This is a genomic window from Pseudorhizobium tarimense, assembly GCF_022968135.1.
Classification (GTDB): Bacteria; Pseudomonadota; Alphaproteobacteria; order Rhizobiales; family Rhizobiaceae; genus Neorhizobium; species Neorhizobium tarimense.
The window spans coordinates 1-23,436 of sequence record NZ_JALJRA010000028.1; the positions used below are offsets into that span (position 1 = coordinate 1).

Here is a 23,436-nt window from a genome sequence, read left to right on the forward strand (position 1 = left end):
TTGAGGAGGTTGTAGTTCTGGAACGAGAACCACAGCGTCATCGAGAGCGGCACGATCATCCAGACCAGCAGAAGAATAACGGACGGCGCCATCATCAGGCGGGCCAGGCCCCGTGTGTTCTGTGTTGCCATGTCGACGCCCTCCTCCGTTTGCCGCGCGTCTTACCGAGCAAGAGACGCATGCAAAGCGAGCTTATTCTTGAGTTATCAGGCAGAGGTGGAAAAGGCCGCCCGGCACGAGACCGGGCGGCAACTGCTCGGGAGGAGCTTACTTGATATAGCCGGCGCGCGTCATGTCGCGAACCGTAGCCGACTGCGCCTGCGAGAGGGCGTCGTCAACCGACGACTGGCCCGCAACGACTGCAGAGAACAGCTGGCCGACATTGGTGCCGATCGCCTGGAATTCAGGGATCGCGACGAACTGGCCGCCCGTATAGGGAACCGGCTCTACCGTCGGCTTGGTGATATCGGCGGCCTGCATGGCAGCAAGCGTCTGCTCCGCGAATGGAGCCGCTTCCTGGTACTGCTCGTTCTCATAGAGCGAGGTGCGCGTGCCCGGAGGAACGTTGGCCCAGCCTTCCTTGGAAGCAACAAGCTCTGCATAATCTTCGCTGGTCGCCCAGGCGATGAACTTCTTCGCTGCATCGACCTTCTGCGAGCTCGCCGGGATGGCGAGGTTCCACGACCACAGCCAGTTGCCGTGATTGTCGACGCCTTCCTTAGACGGGAAGATCGCGTAGCCGACCTTATCCGCAACGGTGGAATCTTCCGGATTGGACACGAAGGAAGCAGCTACGGTGGCATCGATCCACATGCCGCACTTGCCCTGCTGGAAGAGCGTCAGGTTTTCGTTGAAGCCGTTGGAGGAGACACCGGCCGGACCGGCATCCTTCATCAGGTCGACGTAGAACTGCAGCGCTTCCTTCCACTCCGGCTGATCGAACTGCGGCTGCCAGTTCTCATCGAACCAGCGCCCCCCGAAGGAGTTGGTCAGCGCCGTGATGAACGCCATGTTCTCGCCCCAGCCGGCCTTGCCACGCAGGCAGATGCCGTTGAGGTCCTGCGAGCGGTCGGTGATCTTGCGGGCAGCTTCGCCGATGAATTCCCAGGTCGGGTTCTCCGGCATTTCGAGGCCGGCTTTCTCGAACAGGTCGGTGCGGTACATGATCATGGCCGACTCACCGTAGAACGGAGCGGCATAGAGCTTGCCGTCGACGGTCAAACCGCCGCGGATGGACGGCAGCAGATCGTCCACGTTGTAGTCTTCACCGAGATCGGCGAGCTCCGTGAGCCAGCCCTGCTTTGCCCAGATCGGCACTTCGTAGTTGCCGATCGTCATAATGTCATACTGACCGCCGGACGTCGCGATGTCTGTCGTCACGCGCTCACGCAGAACGTTTTCTTCGAGCGTCACCCATTCGAGCTGGATGTCGGGGTTCTTGGAGGTGAAGTCCTCCGTCAGACCCTGCATGCGGATCATGTCGCCGTTGTTGACGGTCGCGATGGTGAGGGTTTCGGCCGAAGCCACGCCGGAAAGCGCCAGCGCCGAGCATGCGCCCAGCAGGATTGTCTTGAAAGTCATGATCTTCCTCCCGAAGATGGAAACGAGCATTCGCTTTGCCCATGAGCAATTACCCACCTTCAGCTAGAGCAAGTCAACGGAAAATCATCGCTGCGGCGCAGCGAAAATCTCTATGCATCTGAAAACACAATGTAACTTTTTGCTCAGGCTCGCAGCAATTGCTCAGCTGTGGCTTCGTCGGTGATCAAGCCGTTGATGAGGTGGCCTTTCAACGCAGCCGCAATGGCCGGAAGTTTCTTCTTTCCCTGAGCAATCCCGATCACACAGGCCGTGTCGCAGGAAGGGATTGGCACGCTGGCGACGCGGTCGTTGATCGAGTCGGTCAGAAGCTTGCCGTCGTGGTCGAACATCCAGCCGCAGATCTCGCCTGCCGCACCGGCGTCGACGAGCTTTGCCATTTCATCTCGCGCCAAGAAGCCATCGACGCAGAGCGGCCCGTCGGGCCCAAGCTCGCCGATGCCGACGAAAGTCACGTCGGCTTGGGCACCAAGGGCAAGGGTGGAGCGGACGAGCGCCTGTTCGTGCAGCGTGTCCCGCTCCTCCGCCGAGGAGCAGAGCACCGGCAGCGGCATGGGAAAGTGCCGTGACTTGATGGCGTCTGCCATGGAGAAGATGACGTTGTAATAGGCCGCCGACCCGTCTGGACCGATGTTTCCAGTCAGAGACACGATGCGATGTTGCGGGCATTCCATCGGCGGCAACTGGTCCACGGCCGCTTTCAGCGTGCGGCCCGTGCCGACGGCAAGGATGATCGGCTCCTGTCGCCTCAGCCAGCGCTCGATCTCGGCAGCGCCGGCCTCGGCGATACCGACTGTCGTGGACGCGGCGCCGGGATCGCTCGGAACGACCTCGACCTGGCGCAAACCGTACTTGCTGCGCAGCGCCTCCCCCAGTTCGAGACAGGCAGCGATCGGATGGTCGAGCCGGACCTTGATCAGCCGTTCGGCGACCGCCAGCGATACCAGCCGCTGGGCCGACTGGCGGGAAATACCCATCGCGGTCGCGATCTCGTCCTGCGTCCGCCCGGCTACGTAATACATCCAGCCCGCGCGCGCCGCATCGTCCAGCCGCCCTTGAGCATCCGACCGTTTTCCCATTAAAGCACTCCTCCCGGCGCCGTTGCTGCCATGCTTCGCGACCGCCTGTCAAACGGACGTTGCAGCAGTGGATCCCCCAACGGAGATCAGGCGACCTGCACCAGATGGCCCGGGGAAATTTCCCGATACTCCCTCAAGGGCGGCACATAGCCGGCTGGGCGAATGGGGCTCTTGATCTCGTCGATCGCCATGTTGCGCTTGATGCCGCGGCGCGAAGGATCCGGGATCGGCACGGCGGCCATCAGCTTGCGGGTGTAGGGATGCTGCGGATTGTCGAAGACCGCCGCCCGCGGGCCGATCTCGACGATCTCCCCGAGATACATCACCGCCACCCGGTGACTGACCCGCTCCACCACCGCCATGTCGTGGCTGATGAAGAGGTAGGCAAGCTTGAGGCTCTGCTGCAGGTCGAGCAGCAGGTTGCAGACCTGCGCCTTGATCGAGACGTCCAGCGCCGAAACCGCCTCGTCGGCCACGATCACCTTCGGATCGAGCATCAGGGCGCGCGCGATGGCAATACGCTGTCTCTGGCCGCCGGAAAACTCGTGCGGGAAGCGCCGCATCATGTCGGGCGAAAGCCCCACCTTCTGCAGGAGATCCGCCGCCTTCTCGCGCGCCTGCGCCTTCGTCCCGAGCCGGTGCTCGATATAGGGCTCCATCACCGCTGAACCGATGCTCATCCGCGGATTGAGGCTGGCGAAGGGGTCCTGGAACACCATCTGGATCGATCGACGCATGGAGCGCAGTGTCGTCTTGTCGAGCTGCATCACGTTATAGCCGTCGATCGTCACTTCGCCGCTGGTGGGCGTTATCAAGCGGGTCACTGATCGACCCGTCGTCGACTTGCCGCACCCCGACTCGCCGACCAGGGCCAAGGTCTCACCCTCATGCACCTGGAAGGAGACCTTCTCCACTGCATGAACGGCACCGGTCTTGCGGCCAAACAGGCCGGAATGGATGTCGAAGCGCGTCGTCAGATCCCTGACCTTGAGGATCGGCGTCTTCGTTTTCGCGACTGTGTCCCTGACGTCCTCCAGCTCCACCTGCTCGCCCGTGCCGACATCGATGCTTGGGAAGCGTAGCGGCAGCTTGCGGTCGCCCATCGACCCCAGCCGCGGCACCGCCGAAAGCAGCGCACGCGTGTACGGATGCTGCCCGCGGTGGAAGATCTGCTCCGTTGGCCCGGTCTCGACCGCCTCGCCGCGGTACATCACGATGGTCCGATCGGCGACCTCGGCAACCACGCCCATGTCGTGGGTGATGAAGAGGACTGACATCCCCTCCTCGTCCTGCAGCGTCTTGATAAGATCGAGGATTTCGCCCTGGATCGTTACGTCGAGTGCCGTCGTCGGCTCGTCGGCGATCAGAAGCTTGGGCTTCGACGCCAGCGCCATCGCGATCATCACCCGCTGGCGCATACCGCCGGAGAACTGGTGCGGGAATTCGTCGTACCGGTTGCGCGCGTTGGGGATGCGGACTTTTTCGAGAAGACGGATCACCTCCGCCCGCGCCTCCGCCCGCGAGATGTCCCGATGCACCGTCAGGGCCTCGGCGATCTGCCTGCCGATCGGGAAGATCGGATTGAGCGACGTCATCGGCTCCTGGAAGATCATCGAGATCTCGTTGCCGCGCACCTGGCGCATCTGCTCGTCCGGCAAGGTCAGGAGTTCGCGGCCCGCGAGCTTGACGCTGCCTTCGATGCGGCTGGCGTTCTTCGGCAGGAGGCGCATGATCGAGAGCGAAGTGACGCTCTTGCCCGATCCCGATTCGCCGACAATGGCGACCGTCTCCTTCGGCGCGATCTCGAAGGAGATCCCCTTCACCACCGACCGCCACTGGTCTTCGACCTTGAACGACGTCGTCAGGTTGCGGACCGACAGAACCGGCTCCGTCAGGCCAACCACACCCTCGACCGCAGACTGCGCAAGCGACATGGGCTTCTCCTTTCCAGGACGAGGATGTCAGGCCGCAAGAGCCGTTTCGGCAAGCGTCACCCAATAGCTGATGCCATAGGGCAGCGCTTCGTCGTTGAAATCGTAGGCCGGGTTGTGGAGGTTTGCGGTGTCGCCGTTGCCGATGAAGATAAAGGCGCCGGGGCGACGCTCCAGCATATAGGAGAAATCTTCCGCGCCCATATGTGGGGCCATGCCGAGATCTACGGCGTTGGCGCCACCGACTTTACCGGCCACTCCGGCGGCGAAGTCTGTTTCGGCATCGTGGTTGAAGGTCACCGGATAGCCGCGGCGGTAGATGATGTCGGCAGACGCGCCGTGCGCGAGCGCGGTGGCCTGCACCACTTCCTTCAGCCGCTTCTCGGCAAAATTGCGCGTTTCCGGCAGAAGCGTGCGCACCGTGCCGCCGAGCTTCACCGTGTCCGGGATGACATTGTTTGCCTCCCCGCCATGAATGGAGGCGACTGTCACCACCAGCGAATGAAGCGGATCCGTCTGCCGCGAGACGATGGACTGCAACGCGACGACGACATGCGACGCCGTCAGCACCGGATCAATGGAATTGTGGGGCTGCGCCGCATGGCTGCCGCGGCCGTTGATGGTGATTTCGAACGTGTCGGCCGCCGCCATCACCGATCCCTTGCGGATTGCGAACTGGCCGAGCGGAAGGCCGGGCGAGTTGTGCATGCCGTAGACCTGGCTGATCGAATACTTGTCGAGGAAGCCATCTTCCACCATGGCGAGCGCCCCTGCCCCGCCCTCTTCCGCCGGTTGGAAGATGACTGCAACCGAGCCTTTGAAGTTGCGGGTTTCGGCTAGATACTGAGCGGCGCCAAGAAGCATGGCTGTATGGCCGTCATGGCCGCAGGAATGCGCCTTCCCCGGCGTCTTGGAGGCCCACGGCTTGCCGCTCGTTTCCGATATCGGCAGCGCATCCATGTCGGCGCGGAAGCCGACGACAGGGCCGTCTCCTTGCCGCCCCTTGATGATGGCTACCACGCCTGTGCGGCCAATCCCCGTTTCGACCGTGTCGCATCCAAACGAACGCAGCTTGTCTGCAACGAAGGCGGCCGTCACGTGCACGTCGTAGAGGATCTCGGGATGCTCGTGCAGGTGGCGTCTCCATCCCGCGACCTGTTCCTGCATCTCGGCGGCACGATTAAGCACTGGCATGCGATGACCTCGTTTTTCTTGTAGTCGTTCCCACTCTTTTGTGGTGGGATACTGTGCAGCCCGAGCGCGACTTGGCAAGCTTCAATTTTCGCGCTTGAACGAAAAATAGGCCTATGCTTAGATGGCCCAAAATTTGGTCAGGCACAACTGGGAGTGCCTGATCATCCGTGTGCTCATCAGCTTCGCATAAAGGAGGATCGATAGGGAATCTTCTGCGAAAACAGCAATCTAAGAAAACCGCGTTTCGCAGCGACGGGAACCGCCGGACAAACCGACGGCGAAGGCCTTTTACAACCCTAACAAGAATCATAAGGGGACATCAGCATGAAGAAGTTGAAGATCCTGCTTTCAGGAGCAGCCGCTTTCGTGGCGATTTCAAGCTCTCTCGCGCATGCCGAACGCGGCGCTGACGGGGAGCTCAAGATCCTGTTCTGGCAGGCAGTGTCCACCATGAACCCCTTCCTGTCCGCAGGCACGAAGGAAGTCTATGCCTCGTCCATGGTGATCGAGCCACTGGCGCGATACGACGAGAAGGGCGAACTCGTTCCATGGCTGGCAACAGAGATTCCCACAATCGAGAACGGCGGCTTTGCAGAAGACATGCTCAGCATGACCTGGAAGCTGAAGCCAGACCTGAAGTGGTCGGACGGCACTGATTTTACCGCCGACGATGTTGTCTTCACCTGGAAATACTGCACGGCGCCAGATGGCGGTTGCGCCCAGCGGGCCCAGTATGAAGGGGTGAAGAATGTCGAAGCGGTCGATCCTCACACCGTCAAGGTGACCTTCGAAGATCCGAAGCCCTATCCCTACAGCGCATTTGTCGGCGCCCAGTCACCCATCATCCAAGCCGCGCAGTTTAAGGATTGCCTTGGCGCCGCCGCTCCAGGCTGCACGGATGCCAACTTCAAGCCCGTCGGCACCGGCCCCTTCGTCGTAAAGGACTTCAAGCCGAACGACGTCATCACGCTCGAAGCTAATCCCAATTATCGCGAAGCCGACAAGCCCGCCTTCGCCTCTGTCACCTTGAAGGGTGGCGGCGACGCCGCATCGGCCGCGCGCGCCGTGCTGGAGACCGGCGAGTACGATTATGCCTGGAATGCCCAGGTGGAGCCCGAAGTGCTGGAAACGATGCTGGCTGCCGGCAAGGGCAGGCTGGAGATCTCTTTCGGCACGCAGGTCGAGCGTATTAACCTGAACTTCACGAACCCGGATCCTTCGCTTGGCGACAAGCGCTCGACGACGGAGGCCGGCCCTCACCCGTCGCTTAGCGATCCGGCGGTTCGCCGTGCGCTTTCACTCGCCATCGACCGCGACATCATTATCGAGGCTGGTTACGGTCAGTCCGGCAAGCCGACCTGCAACATTGTTCCCGCCCCTGAGAACGTCGCTTCCACCAAGAACGACGAATGGTGCCTGAAGCAGGACATCGAAGCTGCCAACAAGCTGCTCGACGAAGCTGGTTGGATGCCCGGTCCTGACGGCATCCGCCAGAAGGATGGCGTTCGCTTAGCCTTCCTGTACCAGACATCGACGAACTCGGTTCGTCAGGCAACGCAGGAACTCGTCAAGGCCATGTGGGCGGAGATCGGCGTCGATGCCGAGCTGCGCAATGCCAGCGCCTCCGTCTTCTTCGGCGGCGATCCGGCAAGCCCCGATACCTTCCAGAAGTTCTATGCCGACGTCGAAATGTACACCAACAACTTTGACGGCACGGACCCTGAAAAATATCTGGCGGAGTGGCTGTGCGACAAGATGCCGAGCCCAGCCAACGGCTGGCAGGGCCAGAACATCCCGCGCTACTGCAACCCGGACTACGACAAGCTGGTCGGCGAGCTTTCCAAGACCGCCGATCTCGAGAAGCGCGCTGAGCTGTCAAAGCAGCTCAACGACATGCTGACCGAGGAAGGTGCACATATCCCGCTCGTCCATCGCGGCGACCAGTCGTCCTTTGCCCTCTCTCTCGACGGCATCAAGATGAACTCATGGGACTCCCAGGTCTGGAACATCGCGGACTGGCACCGCAAGAAATGAGGTGACTGCCGAGCCCGGGTGATCCCGGACTCGGCATCTCTTGCCGCCCTGGCACATCGCCCGACACTTTGGCGATGGTCGTAGTTTCAGACACCTGCAGCACCCAGGACCGGAAAGCCTCTGCGGCGCTGCAGTCCGGGGAATTCCGATGTTCACATACACTCTGCGGCGATTGCTGTTTGCGATCCCGACGCTGCTGGTGATCAGCTTCGTCATCTTTGCCCTACTCGATCTCGCACCAAGCGATCCGACAGGCGACCTCCCTCTCACCATTCCACCAGAAGTTCGCGAGCAGATCCGCGCCTCGCTCGGCCTCGACCAGCCATTCCTTATCCGCTACATGAAGTGGCTGCAGCAGTTCTTCATCAACGAGCCGCTCAACATCCTCGAAAGCCTGACCGGCTGGCAGTTCGGCGACGGCGACCGCATGCGCGTCCTGTCCTGGGCAACCCGCAGCCCGGTGGTTGATCTGATCGTCCAGCGCCTGCCCCAGACCCTCTGGGTCGTCGGTCTCGCCTACGTCTTCGGCATCCTGATCGCCATCCCCATCGGCGTCATCTCCGCCTACAAGCAGTATTCTATCTTCGACCAGATCGGCACCTTCGTCTCCATGGTCGGCTACTCTGTCCCGACCTTCTTCACCGGCGTTCTGCTGATCGTCATCTTCTCCTCTTACCTGCAGTGGTTCCCGTCCGTTTATGACACCAATCTGAGAGTCACGGACTTCCAGAGTTTCATCGCGCAGGTGAAGCAGATGGCCCTGCCAGTTGCGGTTCTGGCGCTTTATAATGCCTCCCAGATCGCACGCTTCGTGCGCGCCTCGATGCTGGACAACCTGCACCAGGACTATGTCCGCACCGCCCGGGCCAAGGGTGTGAAGGAAAAGGCGGTGCTGCTCGTACACGTGCTGCGCAACAGCTTGATCCCGGTGGTCACTGTGATTGCGCTCGGCGTGCCGACGATCTTCTCAGGCGCCATCATCACCGAGCAGATCTTCCGGGTGAACGGACTGGGGCAACTTCTGATCACCGCCATCCAAGGCGCTGATATTCCGCTCGTTCAGACGCTGACCTTCATCTTCGCCGTGCTGATCGTCCTCTTCAACCTGATTGCCGATGTTCTTTACGGCATCCTTGACCCGAGGATCCGGTATGACTGACACCACTTTGCAAGCTGCACCGACGGTCAGGAACGAGTCGCCGGTCCGCACCCCGATGAGGGAGATGTGGCGCCAGTTCCGCGCTCACAAGGGCGGCGTTGCCGGTCTTGCCGTCTTCATCTTCATCGTGCTCGCTGTCTATGTTGGGCCTTATATCCACACCGTCGCGCCAAACGCCATCAACATCCGCGACAGGAACCAGGGGCCATCTTTCGCCCACCCGTTCGGCACCGACAACCTGGGTAAAGACATGCTGGCCCAGGTGCTCGCCGGCGGGCGTATCTCGCTGGCGGTCGGTTTCGCGGCGATGCTGCTTGCCCTCTTCCTCGGCACGTTGGTTGGGGTTCTTTCAGGCTACTTCCGCCGAGCTGACGGTCCGTTGATGCGGCTGACGGATCTCTTCCTCGCCTTGCCCCTGCTGCCGCTCCTGCTCGTGATCCTCATGCTTTTCCGCGATACCCTTCGGGCGGCGTTTGGGCCGGAGACCGGCATCTTCATCCTGATCGTTTTCGTCATCGGCATCACCAGCTGGATGCACACCGCACGCATCGTGCGGGGCGACGTGCTGGCGGTGAAGAGTCAGGAGTTCATCGTGGCCGCCAAAAGCAGCGGCATGCGCGAGCACAGGATCATCATCCGCCACATCCTGCCGAATGTTCTAAGTTCGATCATGGTTTCGGCGACTCTTGGCATTGCTGCTGCGATCATCACCGAGTCCGCGTTGAGCTTCCTCGGGCTCGGCTTCCCGTCCGACTTCCCCACCTGGGGGCGGCTGCTTTACGACGGCGCCAACTTCCTGCAGCTGACCCCGTCGCGGGTTCTCTGGCCGGGACTGGCAATTTCGCTGACGGTCCTCAGCGTCAACTACATGGGCGACGCCATTCGCGACGCGCTCGACCCGCGGACGCTGAAGCGCTGATGCGTTGAGTGGCGCGATTTAAGGGCCGCGCCACTTTTTTTTATGCTCCTGCATTTTCTTGGGAACGAAGGCCGGGGACCGCCGTTATGTCAGCGTCTGGAAGCACCCCCCGTCCCCCGCCCTACAAAGCTTCCAGGCGAGACTCTTCAGTCCCCCTCGAAGAGATGAGTTGGCTCGGTTTCGCAAGAAACCGGGCCAATTCAGCAATATCAGGTCGTTTTCCGTTGAGGACGCCTACTCGGCAACATCGAGCGGGAAGGCAAGATGGTAGGCGATGCGGTCACGGGAAATGGCATACTGCGCCTTGCCGTTGACCGACGCCGGTACGACACGCTCAAGAACCGTGCTCCCGAAATGCGACTGCAGCTGCTCTGCATCGTCCACCGGCTTTAGCGCACCCTGTAGAGGCTCGTGCCAGACCATTTCCACGGTATCGTGACCGTCCACATGCTTGCGAACACAGGATACCTCGATCGGCATCTTGCTGCGCAGCAGGGAGCCGTGGCTCACCGCATTGACGATCAATTCATGAAGGGCAAGCCCGAGATGCAGCGAAGCATTGGGGCTGAGCAGCAGGTTGTCACCGCTGACCTTCACCAGATCCCCGTTTTCGGGCAGGTATTTTTCTGTCTGCTGCTGGACCAGTTCGAAGAAATATGCGCCGCGCCAGCTGGAATCCGTGATCAGGTCCTGCGACTGCGAGAGCGAATACAGACGTCCCCGGAACTTGTGCAGGAAGAGATCGAGAGAGCCGGAATAGCGGGCCGTCTGCAAGGCGATGCTCTGAATGATCGCCAGGAGGTTCTTTGACCGGTGGCTGACTTCCCGCAGTAGTGCCCGCAGCAGCCGCTCGCGGTGACGCTCCTCCGAGCGGTCGACAATCGTGGTGACGAGATGAAGCCCGCCTTGCGCGAACTCCACGGTCTGCACCCGGAACTCGAAGAACTGCTCCGCCCCCACCATGACCTCCAGCTGGGCCTTCTGCCCCGTTGCTGTCATGTCGGCCTTGAGCGTCGCGAGGCGAGCCGCAACATCGGCACCGAAAACCACCTCGTCTGATGGAGACTGAAAGTCCTCTCTAGCCCAGATTTCGGGAAGGTTGGTGACGAACAGGTATTCGCGCTGCGCGTTCTGTATGATGATGCTGGCGCCCAGGTCCACCAGCGCCGGCATGAAGAACTCACGCAACTTGTCATCGCTCTGACCAGCGTGCTGCCATGTCAGCGGATGCACCAATGTGTTTCACTCCGTTCGTTCAATTTGAAGCACCGGCGCGGCCGGTACGTCCTGACGTGGCTGCACCTTCTTATAGAGAGTCGCGGCCACTGCAACAACTGGCCACGGCCTTCATATTTAAGGGGCGGGAGACCCGCACCCTTATCGATGAGTGGGAGGGATTGCAGGATAGGTGAGCGCAGGGAAGCAGGGGTTGCTCAGATCGTCTCCGGTGCGGGGACCACCACAGAATCGTGGCTCCCCCCGCTTGCTCCTGCGAGTTCCTGGTTACGCGGCAGCCTTGACGGTCTCGTTGAAGAACAACGCCTGGCTGATGAGAGCCTTTACCATGTCCGGATTGAACGGCTTCGTGACGAGGAATGCCGGCTCCGGACGCTCGCCGGTCAGCAGACGCTCCGGGAAGGCCGTGATGAAGATCACCGGCACCGTGGAGGCTTTCAGGATCTCGTTGACGGCATCGATGCCCGAGCTGCCGTCGGCAAGCTGGATGTCCGCCAGAACCATCTTCGGGTTCGTGGTCTGGAACAGGGACACCGCCTCCTTGTGCGTCCGTGCAATTCCCGTGACCCGGTGGCCGAGTTCCTGGACCATCTGCTCGATGTCGAGCGCGATCAGCGGCTCGTCTTCGATGATCATGATCTCGGTGGCGACCTGGCGGGAGATCTCCTTGGAGGCTTCGTCCAGAAGCTGCGTGGCTCTCTCGATGCTCACATCCAGAACCTCAGCCGTTTCCTCGAGCGTAAAGCCCTCGACCGAAACGAGCAGGAAGGCATGACGCGCCATCGACGGAAGTGCAGAAAGATTGGCGGCTGCGCGCTGCTCCCAAGCGAACGGAGAATCGATCGGCGGGATCTCGATGGCAGTGGAACCAAAGATCGCAACAAAGAGTTTGTAAAGCGAGACACGGTCCTTGGATGTTTCTGGAAATATTGAAACATCTGCGATCAGCGCTTCCAGGACCGCCGCCACATAGGCATCCCCGGAAGTCTGTGATCCGGTGACTGCTCGAGCATAACGACGCAAATATGGAAGGTGAGACGCAACACGCGTGGTCAGTGACATTCGGAATTCTCCCCTGACGCCCGGTCGGGCAATTGACAGGGAATGAACGTGGTGCCGGAAAAAAAGTTCCGCAAGAGGTGGAACTTTTTTTCCGCCTGCGCATTTTGAGATGACGATATCGTAACAGGCTGCCCGCGTGATGAGTGACGAAACCAGAAAAAAGCAGGACATGACCATTTCACATCATGAAATTAAGCCCGGGTCGATGCCGCCTAATGCCTCGATCTCCCGAAAGCTCCGCGAATTTTACGACGCGGTGCAAGAGGAGGGGATTCCTGATCGTTTTCTGGATCTTCTCGAAAAGCTGGAAGAAGCCGAACGGAATACCAATTCGGTGAAAGTAAAATGACGATGACCGAGATTGACGATCGCGGCTTTAAGCGCGACCTTCTCGCATCCTTGCCCAATCTGCGCGCGTTTGCCGTCTCTCTAACGGGACGTCACGACAAAGCCGACGATCTGGTTCAGGACACGATCATGAAGGCTTGGGCCAACCAGACCAGCTTCACCGCAGGTACAAACATGCGGGCTTGGCTCTTCACCATTCTGCGCAATGAATTCTACAGCCAGATGCGCAAGCGCGGACGTGAGGTGCAGGATACCGACGGTCTCTTCAGTGAGCGCTTCTCGGTTCATCCGGAGCAATATGGACGCCTGGACCTCCAGGATTTCCGCAAGGCACTGGACAAGCTGCCGGACGACCAGAGGGAAGCCATCATCCTCGTCGGTGCCGCAGGCTTTGCTTATGAGGAAGCTGCGACCATCTGCGGATGCGCCGTCGGGACGATCAAGAGCCGTGTAAGCCGCGCGCGGAGCAGGTTGCAGGAACTGTTGGGTGTGTCCGGTGAGGGTGAATTCGGGCCTGACGCCGGCCATGCGGCCATCACCTCCCGCGCCTTCGGCGGCTAGTATTCGGCCTCGGGCTTCGGAAAGGACAAGGTGTCAGTCACGGCCCTGATCAGGTCCTCATCGCGAAATGGCTTCGCCACCGTGGCGGAGCCTTTGAATTGTGGCAAGGCGTCCATTGCATCGTTCGCTAAGGTCGTGAAAACGAGGCCAGCTCCTCGTGCCTTCGCATCTATCAAGAGCTGCGGGTCGTTGTCTTCCGCAACGTTGGCATCAATGAGCAGCAAGTCGAAGCGATCCTGCGACAGCGCAAGTGAATAATCATGCGGCATCGCGATGCGAACCCGGCACGCGAACGCATCGAGAAGCACCCGCTCGGCTTCCATCGCAACAAGATACTCTCGATCGACGGCGAGGATGTGGGGGCCTTTGGGAATCATCCGCACCTTTCTCATAAAAATCTCGTAGAACAGCGCGGAGGAGACTGGTCATTTAAAAAAGACACAGTAACGCTAACTCGGGTGCGCTAGAGCGTTGCGCCCGTCGTTTTCTGTGAGTCTCATGGCCAATCCGAAGCCTGTCGTACCCCCGCGTGTCCCCTGTGAGCACTGCCTGCTACGGCGCCGCCCAGTGTTCCGTGACTTTAGTCCGCAGGAACTGGCCTTCGTTTCCAGCTTCAAGATCGCCGAAATGCCGGCCGAACCCGGCATGCTGATCATGGTGGAGGGTGAGCAAAACCCATCACTCTATACGGTGCTGACCGGCTGGGGATTTCGCTACAAGATCCTGGAGGACGGCCGACGTCAGATCCTGAATTACGTCCTGCCTGGCGACATGATCGGCCTCCAGGGCAACGTCATGGCGGAGATGCAGCACTCAGTTGAGGCGTTGACGCGGATGACGCTCTGCACGTTCGAACGCGAGCGCTTCCCGTCCCTCTTCCGCAACCACCCTTCGCTCGCTTTCGACATCACCTGGATGGCCTCGCGCGAAGAGTCCATGCTTGACGAGCATCTTTTGAGCATCGGGAGGCGGAGTGCCCAGGAGCGCGCGGCCTATCTGCTGGCCTTCCTGGACTGGCGAGCCAAAGGCACGATGAACGAAAGAAAAAGCGGCGTCCAGTTGCCCCTCACCCAGCAGCATGTGGCGGACACGCTCGGGCTCTCGCTCGTCCATACGAACAAGACACTTCGCAAGCTTGCAGATCAGGGGCTTGTTCGGTGGCTCGATCGAGGTTGCGCAGTCATGGAGCCGGAAGGCCTTTACCGAGTGGCAGGATGGCGGCCGCCCAATGAAGGAAAACGGCCGTTCATCTGATCAGTAGCGGTAGTCATCCTCTGGCCTTGGCCCAGGTCGCGGGCGATGCGACCTTCCCGTGATGCTGTCCATATTTCGCATCGCGAGATAACCGAGACCGCCCGCGACCGCCAAGATTGCGAGCGAGCGCGACTTCACGACAACAGGGAGCACCGAGAGGGCGGCAGTTGCCATTAATGCACGGCTCCCGCCGTCGATGGCAGCCTGCTTTCGTTTCCTCTCTTCGGCGCGTGCGCGCATCCGAACGACAAGCAGTAGAACCAGGGCCAGCAATACGGCCGCACCCGCAACAACGAGAAGCGCGCCTGCAGCGCCGATCTCTTCCGCCATCGCAACTGCTGCCGCGGCAACCAATGCGCCGTACGCGGTCAACGAGAACAGCAGGACCAGAGCATAGATGACCGCATTGCGGCGCATGCGGCTAATGAACTGGCCGACATCCATCGCCGCAAAAGAGGCCAGGAGCGGCGCCAGTCTGGTCAGCAGCAGCATCAACGGCGCGCCAACATAGCGATCAGGAAGCCGACGCCAGCAGCCATAGCCACCGATTGAATCGGGTTGGTGCGGATCTTTCGCTCCAGATCCCGCTCAAGCGACATTGCCTGCTCGCGAGCTGCTTCCACCATTTGAAGAGAAGCATCTGTGGCATCATTGGTGGCCCGACGAGCGCGGCGGCGATAATCGTCCGCCTTCTCGGACCCGACAGCGGCGACACTGCGTGCCAGTGCGGCCAGATCTTCGCGCAGCTGCTGGAGCTGCACTTCGATGTCTTTGCTCGAAGAGGCCGCTGTCGCGCGGGCCGGATCATTCGATGCGTTAACCTGTGCCATGTTTGTCTCCCGTGTAGATCTCGATCGGATGGTATTGATCGCAGTTGGGCAAATCTGAATTGGTCAAAGGAAGTTGAAAAGGTAAAGCAGGATGATGACGGGGATGGGTATACCGACAAGCCAAAGCAGGATGCCGCGCATCAAGTAAATCTCCAGGGCCGGACAGGACAAAGGCGCGGCCGCCCGCCATGCTGCAAGCAGTGAACGCCGTACTTCCGATTTTGTTCCAGGACCCGCAGAAGTCAGCGCGAGCGCGGATCCAGCAGCTCGCGCAGGCCATCGCCGAGAAGGCTGAACCCTATGACTGCCATCAGGGTGGCAGCACCAGGAAGGACAGCAAGCCACGGCGCTTGACCGATGAAGGTTTGTGCATCCGCCAGCATGCGACCCCAGGTGGGCGCAGGGGGCGTCAGCCCCAACCCAAGAAAGCTGAGGCCAGCTTCCGTCAGGATGGCGAGGCCAAGCTGGATCGTCACCTGCACGATGATCTGGTTGCTGATGTTCGGCAGCACGTGAACGAGGGTGATCCTCAGGGCGGAACGCCCCATGCCGATCGCCGCCAGCACATAAGGGCGCGTCCAGATCTGCAGCGCCCCCGCCAAGGTCAGCCGCGCGAAGACCGGGATCATGAAGGTGCCGATTGCGATGATGGCGGTGAACCGTCCGGCGCCGAGGAAAGCACCAAGGACCATAGCCGAAAGGATCGGCGGGACGGCGAAGATGACATCGCAGATGCGCATCAGCACCGTCTGCAGCAGGTCGCGCCCGGCAGCCGCCAGCAGTCCAAGCACCGAACCGATGCTAGCGCCGGCCGCGACGGCGAGGAATGCGGTTGATAACGAGTTCCAAGCTCCCGCCATCAGCATCGATGCCATGTCCCGGCCGAACTGGTCCGTTCCGAGCAGACCCTGTTCAAGCGGCGGCTTCAGTCGCTGAAGGATGTTGATCTGCGCCGGCGGCAAGGGCGTCCAGACCAGCGACAGGACGGCCGTCAGGATCAACGAGCCAGTGATCAACGCCCCCGCGAGCAGGATCGGGTAACGGGCGAGGATGCGCATCAGGAACGTTCCGCCCGAAGCCGCGGATCAACGAGAATATAGGCGAGCTCGACGAGAAAATTCATCACGATCACCAGCCCTGCGAAAAACAGCACCACATCCTGCATGACGATGACATCGCGCTGTGACAGCGCCTGATAGGCAAGTCGGCCAAGCCCAGGCAAGTTGAACACATTCTCCACCAGGACGGCTCCCGCAACGAGAAACGTCGCTTGCAGCCCGAAGACGGTGATGATCGGGACGAGGGATGCCGGCAAGGCATGTTGCCAGACGGCCCCGCCCTCCCCCAATCCCTTGGCGCGGGCGGTCCGGACGAAGTCCTCGTTGAGCGTCTCAAGCACGGCCGCGCGCGTGACCCGTGTCAGGACCGCCGCCTGCGGCAGCGCAAGGGCAACCGCCGGAAGAAGCAGGGCCTGAAGCGCCAAGAGAGTGCCGGCCTCCCATCCAGGAAAGCCGCCGGCCGGCATCCAGCCTAGATTGGTCGCAAACAGCAGGATGAGCAGCAGGCCGAGCCAGAAGGCCGGAACCGCGATGCCAACATAGGAAAACAGCCCCACGGCAAGATCGATCAGACGCTTCTGGCGCCGCGCAGCCTCAACCCCCAAAGGCACGGCGATAAGGAGAGAGATGAGGATCGCCATGGCTGCTAATGGCAGCGTCACCGCAAGTCGCTCCACGATCAGGCCCGCAACGGGAACGCCGTAGGTGTAAGAGGTTCCGAGGTCGCCCTGCAACACGCCGCTGATCCAGCCGAGGTAGCGCAGAGGCAGGGGCTGATCGAGCCCGAGTTCCCGCTGAAGGGCCGCAAGCGTGTCGGGGCTTGCCGACGTTCCGAGCATGACGGCTGCCGGGTCGCCCGGCAGCAGATCCATGGCGAGGAAGATCAGGAGAGATGTCACGAGAAGCGTGACCAGGAGACTGGTCAGCCGACGCGCGATGAGCGACGCCATTCTACCGCCTCCGCTGACGGGACGCCGAACTTTGCAATCCCGACGCTTTCACCGATGGCATGGCGGCTCCTACTCCTCCCAGTAAACCTCCCGCAGCACGTTGGAGGGAATCGGTTCGTTTTCCCAGAGGCCCCTCAGCTTTTTGTCCCAGACCCCGAGCTTCGGCATGACGAAGAGGTATAGCGCCGGCACATCCTGAGCCAGGATCTTCTGTGCCTCGGCGTAAAGCGCCGCCTGCTCATCCGGATCCGTCGTCTGCTGAACCTTGCCGAGGACCTCGTTGAAGGACGGGTTCTTGTAGTTGAAGTAGTAGGGATCGCGCGCATAGATGTCGATGTCCATCGGTTCGGCATGGGCGACGATGGTCATGTCGTAATCCGAGGCCTTGAAGACATCCGAGACCCATTTTGCCGGGAACTCGGTCGTCTCGATGTTCATCGTCACGCCGATCTGGGCAAACATGGCCTGCATGATCTGGGCGGTGCGCTGGGCATAGGCCATCTGGGGTGCCTTGATGATGAAGGTGAAGCCGTTGCCGTAACCGGCCTCCTCCAGCAGTGCCTTCGCCTTTTCGGGGTTGTAGGGATAGACGCCGGTGAGGTCTACATAGCCTGGGTCGTTCGACGTATAGTGGCTGCCGATAGGCGTCCCGTAACCCGACCATGCGCCCTCGACGATCATGTTGCGGTCGAGCGCCATCATCAACGCCTCGCGCACCCGTGCGTCGTCGAAGGGCTTGCGCGCGTTGTTCATTCCGGCAACCACCTTCATCTCGGTGTCGCCGATGACCGTCACGTGACGGTCGTCGCCTTCGAAGCTTTCCATCAGTTCGGGCGCCGCGAACTCGGGGAACCCATCGATATCCCCGGCCTTGAGCGCCGCAGCCTGGGCCTGCGGCTCGGAGATGAAGCGAAAGACTGCCGTTTCCAGCTTCGCCGCCTCACCCTTGTTCCAGTAGTTGGTATTGCGGGCCAGTTCGACCTTCTCGCCCTTCGACCAATTGACGAAGGTGAAGGGACCGGTCCCAACCGGCGTCGTCTTGTTGTTGTCAGCCGATTTCGTGCCCACCATGCTGGAGGATGGCCAGGCGAGCCAGTAGAGAAGGCTGCCCGTCGGCTCTCTGAGCTTCAGCACCAGCGTCTGCGGGTCCGGCGTTTCCACGCTTTCAATTGTCTGGAAGTAGCGTTTCTGCGGATTGACCGAATCTTCGCCGCGTGCGCGGTCGATCGCGAACTTGGCGACGGAGGAATCAAAAACCTCCCCGTCATGGAAGGTGACACCCGGGCGGAGCTTGAAGGTGTAGGTTCGGCCATCCTCGGAGATCTCCCAGCTTTCGGCGAGCTGGGGCTGGACAGCGCCGTTGCGATCAATGGTCGTCAGGCCTTCGAAGATGTTCTGCCACGTGACCTGGCCGATCGCGACCGGCGCCGCGATGGTGGGATCGAGGCCAGCGGGTTCGATAGACATTCCCAAGGTCACCGATGTCTTGGGCGTGGCTTCGACGGCGGGGGCCGCAGATAATGTGGCGAACAAGACGCTGCCGAAAACTGCGGCGGCACCGAAAAACTTCCTGATACGCATGGCGGCTTCGTCCCTGAGCAGGTGTTGCATGGCGTTTCAGCCCATATGGCACCGCTTCCGCGAACACACAATAGGAAATAAGACGGATCCGTGTAGCCTAAAACGCTACACGAGAACTGCCGGCGGATCACCTGTGTGTGTTGGGGATACCCATGTAGCTTTCGATGAACTCTACTAAGGCTTTTGCGGCGGCAGTGAGCTGCCTATCCGGCGAGACGCAGAGATCGATGGCGGTTCGAATGGCCTTGCCTTCGGCCACCGGCACCGCAGAGAGCAAACCTGCTTCCACCTCACGGCGCACCGAGAGTTCAGGAAGCAAGGTCACGGCCGCACCCCGCAGAACCAGTTCCTTCAGCATATCCAGCGAGCTGGTGACGAAGAGAGGATCGGGCGCCAGCTTCTCACGGTCAAACAGGTCGTCGATCGTTTGGCGCGCCGCAAATCCCCGATCGGGGAGCGCCAGCGGCAGCTCCATCAGCTCCGTGAGCGAAATCTCCTTCGCCTTGGACAGAGGATGCTGCCGGCTGAGGATTACATCGTAAGCGACCTCCGAGCTCAGGCGGACCTTCACGCCCGCTAGCGGCGGAGCAAAGAGCGTGACCGCGATATCCGCCTCGCCCGCAGCAAGGGCCTCGATCGCCTCGCGGGCGCTGCTGATCGTTACCTCGAAGCGCAGTCTGGGGTGGCGCAGGCTGAAGTCCGCAAGCACCGGCGCAATCACGTTCGCGACGGTCGCACCATTGGCATAAAGCACCACCTTGCCGCCCTGCAGCCCCTTCAGGTCCTCGATCAGTTGGTGAACATGATCCAGTTCGCGAAGGGTTTTGCCCGCCCGCTCCGCCAGCAGCCTACCGGCCGCCGTAAGCCGGATGCCGCGGTTGGTGCGCTCGACAAGCTGCGCACCGAAGTATTCCTCGAGGTTTTCGATCTGCCGGCTGACGGCCGTTGGCGCGACGTTCAAATTTTCCGCCGCCGCACGCATGGAGCTGGTGCGCACCAGCTCGTCGAAATAGAGCAGCGCCCTAAGGTTCATGCTCGTGCACCGGCAGCGTCAGTCACGACGGAAGCCCTCGCTCGCCACCATCAGCTGACGGGTATACTCCGCCGAGAGCTGCCGCTTTTCCAGTGCCTCGACCGGCACCGTTTCGACCGCCTCGCCGCTCTTCATCACGGTGAGGCGTTCGCACATGTGGCTGATAACGCCCAGATCATGGCTTACCATCACGAAGGTGAGGTTCCGGTCGCGGCGGGCCTGCTCCAGAAGATTGAGGATCTCCGCCTGGATGGACGCATCAAGCGCTGAGGTAGGCTCGTCGAGAAGCAGGATCTTCGGTTCGACGATGAGGGCGCGGGCGATCGCAATTCGCTGCCGCTGCCCGCCCGACAGCTGATGCGAGTAGCGGAAACGGAAGCCGCTCCCGAGCCCCACCTCGTCTAGCGCACGGGCAATCCGGGCATCCACGTTGTCAAACCCGTGGATGGTCAGCGGCTCCAGCAGCAACCGGTCGACCGTCTGGCGCGGATGCAGTGACCCGTAAGGATCCTGGAAGACCATCTGGACCGTCCGGTAGAACTCCTTGTCGCGTTTGCGGCCGCTATAGCTGCGCCCGTTGACGGTGAGACTGCCCGACTGGAAGCTGGCGAGCCCTGTGGTTGCACGAAGCAGGGTGGACTTGCCGGAGCCGGATTCGCCGACAATGCCGAAGGACTCGCCGAAGTTGACATCGAGGCTGACGCGGTTCAGCGCCGCAAAATCCTCGTACATCACCAGCATGTCGCGGATCGAAAGAGCCGCTGTCATTCTGCCCACTCCTTCTGACGCTCCAGAACCGGCAGCGGATGCCGGTGGCTGCCAATGCGCGGCAGGCAGTTCAGAAGCCCCTGGGTGTAGGGATGGTGTGCCTGCTCGAGAGCGGCGGAGGACAGCTCCTCCACCACGCGTCCCGCATACATGACCAGCACGCGGTCGCAGAAGGTCGAGACGAGGCGGAGATCGTGAGACACGAAGATCAGCCCCATGCCCCGTTCCGACACAAGCTTGTCGAGGATTGCCAGCACCTCGAGCTGGACGGTGACGTCCAGCGCCGAGGTCGGCTCGTCGGCGATCAGCAGGTCCGGGCCGCAGACCAGCATCATCGCGATCATCGCCCGCTGACCCATGCCGCCGGAAACCTCGTGCGGGTAGAGATCGAAGACGCGCTTCGGGTCGTTGATCTGAACCGCCTCGAGCATCTGCAGGACGCGCGTGCGGGCATCTTTGCTGCTGATCCGTTCATGGGTCTTCAGCGTCTCGACGATCTGCCGTCCGATCGTCATCACCGGGTTTAACGAGTATTTCGGGTCCTGAAGGATCATCGCGAGACGTTTGCCGCGCAGCAGGCGCCTTTCCTTTGGTGGCATCGCCAGAAGGTCCATGTCGCCGAAAAGCAGCTTCTTGGCCCGGACCTCCGCCTGACTTGGCGTCAGGCCCATGATGGCCCGCCCGGTCTGCGACTTGCCCGACCCGGACTCCCCGACGATCCCAAGCCGCTCGCGCCCAAGGGTGAAGGAGACGCCGCGCACCGCATCAACCGTTCCGGTTTGTGTGGGAAAGCTGACCCGCAGGTCCTCTACCGTCAGAAGTGGCGTCATTGTCCCGCCTCCTTCGGATCGAGCGCGTCGCGAAGGCCGTCGCCCAGCAGATTGAATCCGAGGCTGACGATCAGGATTGCAATGCCCGGCATGGCGGCAACCCACCACTGGTCGAGGATGAAGCGTCGCCCCGAAGCTATCATCGCGCCCCATTCCGGCAGCGGCGGCTGCGCGCCGAGCCCGAGGAAGCCGAGGCCGGCGGCGGTCAGGATGATGCCTGCCATGTCGAGCGTGACGCGCACGATCAGCGAGGACAGGCACAGCGGCATGACATGGCGCATGACGATGCGGAACGGCGACGCACCCATCAGTTGCACGGCTGAGATGAACTCCGACTGCCGGAAGGTCATGGTTTCCGCCCGCGCGATCCGGGCATAGGGCGGCCAGGAGGTGACGGCGATCGCCAGGATCGCGTTCTCGATGCCAGGCCCGAGAGCCGCGACCAGCGCAAGGGCCAGCACGAGCTTCGGGAAGGCAAGGAAGATGTCTGTGATACGCATCAGCACGGCATCGATCCACCCTCCGGCATAGCCGGACACAGTGCCGACGATTAGCCCGACCGGTGCGGCGATGACCGCGACCAGAACCACGACGAGCAGCGTCAGGCGCGAGCCGTAGAGCAGCCGCGAGAGGATGTCGCGACCCTGGTCATCCGTCCCCAGCAGATAGCCTTCACTACCCGGCGGCAAAAGGCGCGCATTGCGCAGGTCACCCTGCAGCGGATCATGGGGCGCAAGCACCCCGGCAAAGGCTGCGACAAACAGCAGCGCCAGGATGATCATGAGGCCCAGAAGCGCAAGACGGTTTTCGGCAAACCGCCGCCAGACGACGTAAGCCCGCCCCAGCTTGGCCTGCCGGCGCGACTGCGGACGGTCGGAAAGCAGCCACTCCCGCGAATAAGGTTTCACAGTCTGCTCCACGACGCTCATCGGCTGCGGGTCCTCGGATCGAGCGTCCGATAAAGAAGATCGGACAGGAGGTTGATGCCGACGAAGACGGCACCGATCACGACGGTCCCACCGAGCACGGCGTTCATGTCTGCGTTCTGCAGCGAATTGGTGATGTAGAGGCCAAGTCCCGGCCAGGCGAAGATCGTCTCGGTCAGGACAGAGCCTTCCAGCAGCCCTGCATAGGAAAGCGCGATCACCGTGACCAACGGCACGGCGGCATTGCGCAGCGCGTGAAACCAGATGATACGCGCTTCCGACAGTCCCTTTGCGCGCGCGGCAACAACATACTCCTGGCTGAGCTCGTTCAGCATGAAGGAGCGCGTCATACGACTGATATAGGCCAGCGAGAAATAGCCGAGCAGCGTCCCCGGCAGAATGATGTGGCGGAAGAGATCGCGCACCACGTCCCACTCGCCCTGCCAGACGGCATCGAGCAGGTAGAACCCTGTGGCCGGCGTGAAGGTGTATTCATATACGATGTCCATGCGACCCGGATAGGCGACCCAGCCCAGCTTTGCGTAGAAGAGCACCAGCGCGAGCAGCCCCAGCCAGAAGATCGGCACGGAATAGCCGACGAGCCCGATCACCCGCACCACCTGATCAGCAATGCTGCCGCGCTTGACCGCAGCCAGGACTCCGAGCGGAATGCCAAGCACGGCGCCGATGATGGTGCCAACGGTGGCAAGTTCGATCGTCGCCGGAAACACGCGGAGAATGTCGGTCAGCACCGGATTGGTGGTCAGGACGGACGTGCCGAAGTCTCCGGAAGCGACCTGCTTCAAGTAGATCCAGAACTGCTGGTAGAGCGGCAGGTCGAGGCCGAGCTCCAGCCGGATTCGCTCCACCACGTGCTGGGGCGCGCGATCGCCGACGATGGCAAGCGCCGGATCGATTGGGATGACCCGACCGATGAAGAAGGTGACGGCAAGAAGGCCAAGAAGGGTGGTCGCCGCCATGACGAAGAAACGCATGAGCGCGGACGCGAAGGCAGGTACCCGCCGCCTGTGACGGCGGGTGGCTGCGGATGTCTCCGTGAGAGCCAAGGATGTATTCCTTCAGC

General features: G+C 61.4%; 23 protein-coding genes and 1 pseudogene. 6 read left to right on the forward strand and 18 right to left on the reverse strand.

Annotated elements, in window-relative coordinates; translation table 11 throughout:
- The 5 genes and pseudogenes from MUU54_RS22660 to MUU54_RS22680 form a co-directional block, all read right to left on the reverse strand.
- A pseudogene (locus tag MUU54_RS22660) lies at positions 1-131 on the reverse strand (sugar ABC transporter permease); the annotation flags it as partial.
- Between the two features lie 136 nt (positions 132-267).
- Positions 268-1,581, reverse strand: coding sequence for an ABC transporter substrate-binding protein (locus MUU54_RS22665; RefSeq protein WP_247246223.1), 1,314 nt, complete (start codon positions 1,579-1,581; stop codon positions 268-270).
- A gap of 143 nt (positions 1,582-1,724) precedes the next feature.
- A complete protein-coding gene (locus MUU54_RS22670) occupies positions 1,725-2,678 on the reverse strand; it encodes a sugar-binding transcriptional regulator (RefSeq protein ID WP_247246224.1) in 954 nt (317 codons plus the stop codon).
- A gap of 86 nt (positions 2,679-2,764) precedes the next feature.
- Positions 2,765-4,612: an ABC transporter ATP-binding protein gene (locus MUU54_RS22675; protein ID WP_247246225.1), complete on the reverse strand. Its 1,848-nt coding sequence runs from the start codon at positions 4,610-4,612 to the stop codon at positions 2,765-2,767.
- A gap of 27 nt (positions 4,613-4,639) precedes the next feature.
- Positions 4,640-5,803, reverse strand: coding sequence for a M20 aminoacylase family protein (locus tag MUU54_RS22680; RefSeq protein ID WP_247246226.1), 1,164 nt, complete (start codon positions 5,801-5,803; stop codon positions 4,640-4,642).
- A gap of 324 nt (positions 5,804-6,127) precedes the next feature.
- Between MUU54_RS22680 and MUU54_RS22685 the strand changes: the two genes are divergently transcribed.
- The 3 genes from MUU54_RS22685 to MUU54_RS22695 all read left to right on the forward strand — a co-directional run bounded on the left by MUU54_RS22685 (position 6,128) and on the right by MUU54_RS22695 (position 9,915).
- Complete coding sequence (locus tag MUU54_RS22685) at positions 6,128-7,837, forward strand: peptide ABC transporter substrate-binding protein (RefSeq protein ID WP_247246227.1); 1,710 nt, start codon at positions 6,128-6,130, stop codon at positions 7,835-7,837.
- 148 nt (positions 7,838-7,985) lie between these two features.
- Positions 7,986-8,996: an ABC transporter permease gene (locus MUU54_RS22690; RefSeq protein ID WP_247246228.1), complete on the forward strand. Its 1,011-nt coding sequence runs from the start codon at positions 7,986-7,988 to the stop codon at positions 8,994-8,996.
- The gene (locus MUU54_RS22695) at positions 8,989-9,915 is read left to right on the forward strand and encodes an ABC transporter permease (RefSeq protein ID WP_247246229.1); all 927 of its coding nucleotides are present in this window, start codon (positions 8,989-8,991) and stop codon (positions 9,913-9,915) included. Before MUU54_RS22690 ends, MUU54_RS22695 begins: the two co-directional genes overlap by 8 nt.
- A gap of 234 nt (positions 9,916-10,149) precedes the next feature.
- On the opposite strand, the gene MUU54_RS22700 is transcribed toward MUU54_RS22695, so the two are convergent.
- Together MUU54_RS22700 and MUU54_RS22705 are read right to left on the reverse strand one after the other, a co-directional pair.
- Entirely contained in the window at positions 10,150-11,103 is a 954-nt protein-coding gene (locus MUU54_RS22700; RefSeq protein ID WP_247246230.1) for a sensor histidine kinase, read from the reverse strand.
- 315 nt (positions 11,104-11,418) lie between these two features.
- Positions 11,419-12,213 carry a response regulator gene (locus tag MUU54_RS22705; protein ID WP_247246231.1) on the reverse strand — a complete coding sequence of 265 codons (795 nt, stop codon included), beginning with the start codon at positions 12,211-12,213 and terminating at the stop codon, positions 11,419-11,421.
- A 169-nt stretch (positions 12,214-12,382) separates the two neighbouring features.
- Between MUU54_RS22705 and MUU54_RS22710 the strand changes: the two genes are divergently transcribed.
- Entirely contained in the window at positions 12,383-12,562 is a 180-nt protein-coding gene (locus tag MUU54_RS22710; RefSeq protein ID WP_376742255.1) for a NepR family anti-sigma factor, read from the forward strand.
- Positions 12,559-13,122, forward strand: a complete 564-nt coding sequence (locus tag MUU54_RS22715) for an RNA polymerase sigma factor (RefSeq protein ID WP_247246232.1) — start codon at positions 12,559-12,561, stop codon at positions 13,120-13,122. The genes MUU54_RS22710 and MUU54_RS22715 overlap by 4 nt, the downstream gene beginning before the upstream one ends.
- Here MUU54_RS22715 and MUU54_RS22720 read toward each other — a convergent pair.
- Entirely contained in the window at positions 13,119-13,499 is a 381-nt protein-coding gene (locus MUU54_RS22720) for a hypothetical protein (RefSeq protein ID WP_247246233.1), read from the reverse strand. The genes MUU54_RS22715 and MUU54_RS22720 overlap by 4 nt on opposite strands.
- Before the next feature lie 121 nt (positions 13,500-13,620).
- On the opposite strand from MUU54_RS22720, the gene MUU54_RS22725 reads away from it, so the two are divergent.
- On the forward strand, positions 13,621-14,376 hold the full coding sequence (locus tag MUU54_RS22725; protein WP_247246234.1) for a Crp/Fnr family transcriptional regulator: 756 nt from the start codon (positions 13,621-13,623) through the stop codon (positions 14,374-14,376).
- Here MUU54_RS22725 and MUU54_RS22730 read toward each other — a convergent pair whose 3' ends face one another.
- The 10 genes from MUU54_RS22730 to MUU54_RS22775 all read right to left on the reverse strand — a co-directional run bounded on the left by MUU54_RS22730 (position 14,377) and on the right by MUU54_RS22775 (position 23,419).
- The gene (locus MUU54_RS22730; protein ID WP_247246235.1) at positions 14,377-14,868 is read right to left on the reverse strand and encodes a hypothetical protein; all 492 of its coding nucleotides are present in this window, start codon (positions 14,866-14,868) and stop codon (positions 14,377-14,379) included.
- A complete protein-coding gene (locus tag MUU54_RS22735) occupies positions 14,868-15,206 on the reverse strand; it encodes an ElaB/YgaM/YqjD family protein (protein ID WP_247246236.1) in 339 nt (112 codons plus the stop codon). Before MUU54_RS22735 ends, MUU54_RS22730 begins: the two co-directional genes overlap by 1 nt.
- A 242-nt stretch (positions 15,207-15,448) precedes the next feature.
- Positions 15,449-16,264, reverse strand: coding sequence for an ABC transporter permease (locus MUU54_RS22740; RefSeq protein WP_247246237.1), 816 nt, complete (start codon positions 16,262-16,264; stop codon positions 15,449-15,451).
- Positions 16,264-17,214 (reverse strand): ABC transporter permease, encoded by a 951-nt coding sequence (locus MUU54_RS22745; RefSeq protein WP_247246238.1) that lies wholly within the window; start codon positions 17,212-17,214, stop codon positions 16,264-16,266. Before MUU54_RS22745 ends, MUU54_RS22740 begins: the two co-directional genes overlap by 1 nt.
- A gap of 69 nt (positions 17,215-17,283) precedes the next feature.
- Positions 17,284-18,795 (reverse strand): ABC transporter substrate-binding protein, encoded by a 1,512-nt coding sequence (locus MUU54_RS22750; RefSeq protein WP_247246239.1) that lies wholly within the window; start codon positions 18,793-18,795, stop codon positions 17,284-17,286.
- Positions 18,796-18,922: 127 nt separating this feature from the next.
- On the reverse strand, positions 18,923-19,828 hold the full coding sequence (locus MUU54_RS22755; RefSeq protein ID WP_247246240.1) for a LysR family transcriptional regulator: 906 nt from the start codon (positions 19,826-19,828) through the stop codon (positions 18,923-18,925).
- Between the two features lie 18 nt (positions 19,829-19,846).
- Positions 19,847-20,596, reverse strand: a complete 750-nt coding sequence (locus MUU54_RS22760) for an ABC transporter ATP-binding protein (RefSeq protein ID WP_247246241.1) — start codon at positions 20,594-20,596, stop codon at positions 19,847-19,849.
- Positions 20,593-21,426 carry an ABC transporter ATP-binding protein gene (locus MUU54_RS22765; protein ID WP_247246242.1) on the reverse strand — a complete coding sequence of 278 codons (834 nt, stop codon included), beginning with the start codon at positions 21,424-21,426 and terminating at the stop codon, positions 20,593-20,595. The genes MUU54_RS22760 and MUU54_RS22765 overlap by 4 nt, the downstream gene beginning before the upstream one ends.
- Entirely contained in the window at positions 21,423-22,355 is a 933-nt protein-coding gene (gene nikC, locus MUU54_RS22770; RefSeq protein ID WP_247246243.1) for a nickel transporter permease, read from the reverse strand. The genes MUU54_RS22765 and nikC overlap by 4 nt, the downstream gene beginning before the upstream one ends.
- Entirely contained in the window at positions 22,352-23,419 is a 1,068-nt protein-coding gene (locus tag MUU54_RS22775) for an ABC transporter permease (RefSeq protein ID WP_247246244.1), read from the reverse strand. The genes nikC and MUU54_RS22775 overlap by 4 nt, the downstream gene beginning before the upstream one ends.
- Between the last annotated feature and the right edge of the window lie 17 nt (positions 23,420-23,436).